Annotated in this window: 2 rRNA genes; both read left to right on the top strand. The window is 52.9% G+C overall.

The annotated features are described in order from the left end of the window. Nucleotides 1–367 precede the first annotated feature (367 nt). Nucleotides 368–1,890, top strand: a 16S ribosomal RNA gene (locus ACWTV1_RS13070). 514 nt (nucleotides 1,891–2,404) lie between these two features. Continuing rightward, nucleotides 2,405–4,361: ribosomal RNA gene (locus ACWTV1_RS13065) — 23S ribosomal RNA — on the top strand; the annotation flags it as partial.

Raw genomic sequence — 4,361 nt, 5'->3', positions numbered from 1 at the left:
TGGTTTGACAAGCAGGCTGAAGCTGGTAAGTTAGACAGGTTGCCTTTCGCAGTTATGTGAAGGTTGCCAACACAGGTTTTGTAAGCCCTGGGGTGAAGCCGTTTTCGGTGGAGGTCAGGAGCGTCCGATCCTTGAGAACTCAACAGCGTGCACAATGTCAAATGCCAAAAACCCGACTGTGTTTATTGGGGTCGTTCTAATCAGAACGGTTTCGTGAATACAGCGGATTCCTTTGGAAAAGATATAAACAACAAAGCAAGTCAGTATTGATTTGTTCTGTCAGTTTCAAACTTGTCGCCTCGACATCCTATTCCGGATGCGGGTGACGCAAGATGTGTTCGGTTACTTGTAGCCGTTCAATCAAACATTTATGGAGAGTTTGATCCTGGCTCAGGATGAACGCTGGCGGCGTGCTTAACACATGCAAGTCGAACGATGAAGCTGGAGCTTGCTCTGGTGGATTAGTGGCGAACGGGTGAGTAACACGTGAGTAACCTGCCCTTGACTCTGGAATAAGCGTTGGAAACGACGTCTAATACCGGATACGAGCTTCCGCCGCATGGTGAGGAGCTGGAAAGAATTTCGGTCAAGGATGGACTCGCGGCCTATCAGGTAGTTGGTGAGGTAATGGCTCACCAAGCCTACGACGGGTAGCCGGCCTGAGAGGGTGACCGGCCACACTGGAACTGAGACACGGTCCAGACTCCTACGGGAGGCAGCAGTGGGGAATATTGCACAATGGGCGCAAGCCTGATGCAGCAACGCCGCGTGAGGGACGACGGCCTTCGGGTTGTAAACCTCTTTTAGTAGGGAAGAAGCGAAAGTGACGGTACCTGCAGAAAAAGCACCGGCTAACTACGTGCCAGCAGCCGCGGTAATACGTAGGGTGCAAGCGTTATCCGGAATTATTGGGCGTAAAGAGCTCGTAGGCGGTTTGTCGCGTCTGCTGTGAAAACTGGGGGCTCAACCCCCAGCCTGCAGTGGGTACGGGCAGACTAGAGTGCGGTAGGGGAGATTGGAATTCCTGGTGTAGCGGTGGAATGCGCAGATATCAGGAGGAACACCGATGGCGAAGGCAGATCTCTGGGCCGTAACTGACGCTGAGGAGCGAAAGCATGGGGAGCGAACAGGATTAGATACCCTGGTAGTCCATGCCGTAAACGTTGGGAACTAGATGTAGGGGCCATTCCACGGTTTCTGTGTCGCAGCTAACGCATTAAGTTCCCCGCCTGGGGAGTACGGCCGCAAGGCTAAAACTCAAAGGAATTGACGGGGGCCCGCACAAGCGGCGGAGCATGCGGATTAATTCGATGCAACGCGAAGAACCTTACCAAGACTTGACATATACGAGAACGGGCTAGAAATAGTTCACTCTTTGGACACTCGTAAACAGGTGGTGCATGGTTGTCGTCAGCTCGTGTCGTGAGATGTTGGGTTAAGTCCCGCAACGAGCGCAACCCTCGTTCTTTGTTGCCAGCACGTAATGGTGGGAACTCAAAGGAGACTGCCGGGGTCAACTCGGAGGAAGGTGGGGATGACGTCAAATCATCATGCCCCTTATGTCTTGGGCTTCACGCATGCTACAATGGCCGATACAAAGGGCTGCAATACCGCGAGGTGGAGCGAATCCCAAAAAGTCGGTCTCAGTTCGGATTGAGGTCTGCAACTCGACCTCATGAAGTCGGAGTCGCTAGTAATCGCAGATCAGCAACGCTGCGGTGAATACGTTCCCGGGCCTTGTACACACCGCCCGTCAAGTCATGAAAGTCGGTAACACCCGAAGCCAGTGGCCCAACCGCAAGGAGGGAGCTGTCGAAGGTGGGATTGGTGATTAGGACTAAGTCGTAACAAGGTAGCCGTACCGGAAGGTGCGGCTGGATCACCTCCTTTCTAAGGAGCATGTGCAACTCGGTTGTCGTCTCTGCGGTATACACAGAGCTAAGGATGACCGAATTTATGTTGCATAAGTCGTACTGCCCTGTTCGGGGTAGACGGCGCTCATGGGTGGAACATTGACATTGTGATCAGAGGAACTGTTGTTTCTTTAGTACGCCGGCTTGCTGGTTGGAACGAGGGGTTTCAGGGGTGCTGGTCTTTGCACGTTGTTGGGTCCTGAGGGACCGGGCTACGGATCTTGTGGATTCGTGTTCGTACCTTAGGGCCGGAGCACTCGTAAGAGTGTTTGGGTCTAACGGATCCTGGTGCTGTTTCTGACTTTGGTTGGGGATGGTGGAGGATACCGCCCGTATTTTGAGAACTACACAGTGGACGCGAGCATCTTAGATTCGACCGAAAGGTCGAGTCACAAGAACAAAACGATGACATCCAACACTTAGGTGTTGGGTCACTCATTGGTCAATCTCAACATCGAAAGGTGTTGCGATCGATTCTTATACTCATGTGATATCAATTTTCTAAGAGCAAACGGTGGATGCCTTGGCATCTGGAGCCGAAGAAGGACGTATAAATCTGCGATAAGCCTCGGGGAGCTGATAATAGAGCTGTGATCCGAGGATTTCCGAATGGGGAAACCCCGCTGGGCGTTGCAAGACGACTCAGTGACTCCCGCCTGAATATATAGGGCGGGTAGAGGGAACGTGGGGAAGTGAAACATCTCAGTACCCACAGGAAGAGAAAACAACCGTGATTCCGTTAGTAGTGGCGAGCGAAACCGGATAAGGCCAAACCGATCATGTGTGATAGCCGGCAGGCGTTGCATGGTCGGGGTAGTGGGACTTTTCAGCTGTTACTGCCGTACAGCAAGGATTACAACGATATATAGACGAATGGGATTGAAAGCCCAGCCATAGACGGTGCCAGCCCGGTAGTCGAAATGTGTCAATGGTCCGAAGAGTATCCCAAGTAGCACGGGGCCCGAGAAATCCCGTGTGAATCTGTCAGGACCACCTGATAAGCCTAAATACTTCCAGATGACCGATAGCGGACAAGTACCGTGAGGGAAAGGTGAAAAGTACCCCGGGAGGGGAGTGAAATAGTACCTGAAACCGTTTGCTTACAAACCGTTGGAGCAGCCTTAGTAGCTGTGACAGCGTGCCTTTTGAAGAATGAGCCTGCGAGTTAGTGATCAGTGGCGAGGTTAACCCGTGTGGGGCAGCCGTAGCGAAAGCGAGTCTTAATAGGGCGAAATAGTCGCTGGTTCTAGACCCGAAGCGAAGTGATCTATCCATGGCCAGGTTGAAGCGCGTGTAAGAGCGCGTGGAGGACCGAACCCACTTAGGTTGAAAACTGAGGGGATGAGCTGTGGATAGGGGTGAAAGGCCAATCAAACTTCGTGATAGCTGGTTCTCTCCGAAATGCATTTAGGTGCAGCGTTGCGTGTTTCTTGCCGGAGGTAGAGCTACTGGATAGCTGATGGGCCCCAAAAGGTTACTGACGTTAGCCAAACTCCGAATGCCGGTAAGTGAGAGCGCAGCAGTGAGACGGTGGGGGATAAGCTTCATCGTCGAGAGGGAAACAACCCAGACTACCAACTAAGGTCCCCAAGCGTGTGCTAAGTGGGAAAGGATGTGGAGTTGCATAGACAACCAGGAGGTTGGCTTAGAAGCAGCCACCCTTGAAAGAGTGCGTAATAGCTCACTGGTCAAGTGATTCCGCGCCGACAATGTAACGGGGCTCAAGCACACCACCGAAGTTGTAGATTTCGTATTTTAGGTAAGCCTTCGTGGTTCAGCCGTACGGAGTGGTAGGAGAGCGTCGTGTGGGCAGTGAAGCGGCGGTGTAAACCAGCCGTGGAGCCTACACGAGTGAGAATGCAGGCATGAGTAGCGAAAGACGGGCGAGAAACCCGTCCTCCGAATGATCAAGGGTTCCAGGGCCAGGCTAATCCGCCCTGGGTAAGTCGGGACCTAAGGCGAGGCCGACAGGCGTAGTCGATGGACAACGGGTTGATATTCCCGTACTGACGAAGAACCGCCCCAACTAATCCAGTAATGCTAAGTATCTGAATCCCCTAGATGGATCCCTTCGGGGTGAAGCGTGGGGCCTAGCGTACGACCCTATGCTGGTGCGGTTAGCGTATTAACAGGTGTGACGCAGGAAGGTAGCTGAGCCGGGCGATGGTTGTCCCGGTCTAAGAATGTAGGCCGAGAGATAGGCAAATCCGTCTCTCATTACGGCTGAGACTCGATGGGTAGTCCTCACGGACGAAATCAGTGATCCTATGCTGCCAAGAAAAGCATCGACGCGAGGTTCAAGTTACCCGTACCCCAAACCGACTCAGGTGATCAGGTAGAGAATACTAAGGAGATCGAGAGAATCGTGGTTAAGGAACTCGGCAAAATGCCCCCGTAACTTCGGGATAAGGGGGGCCTAAGGCGTGAACGGACTTGCTCCGGGAGCGC

This window comes from Salinibacterium sp. VpJ6, from assembly GCF_059767345.1.
Note: the sequence above shows the minus strand (reverse complement) of the source record. Positions and strands in the feature narration are given on the sequence as shown.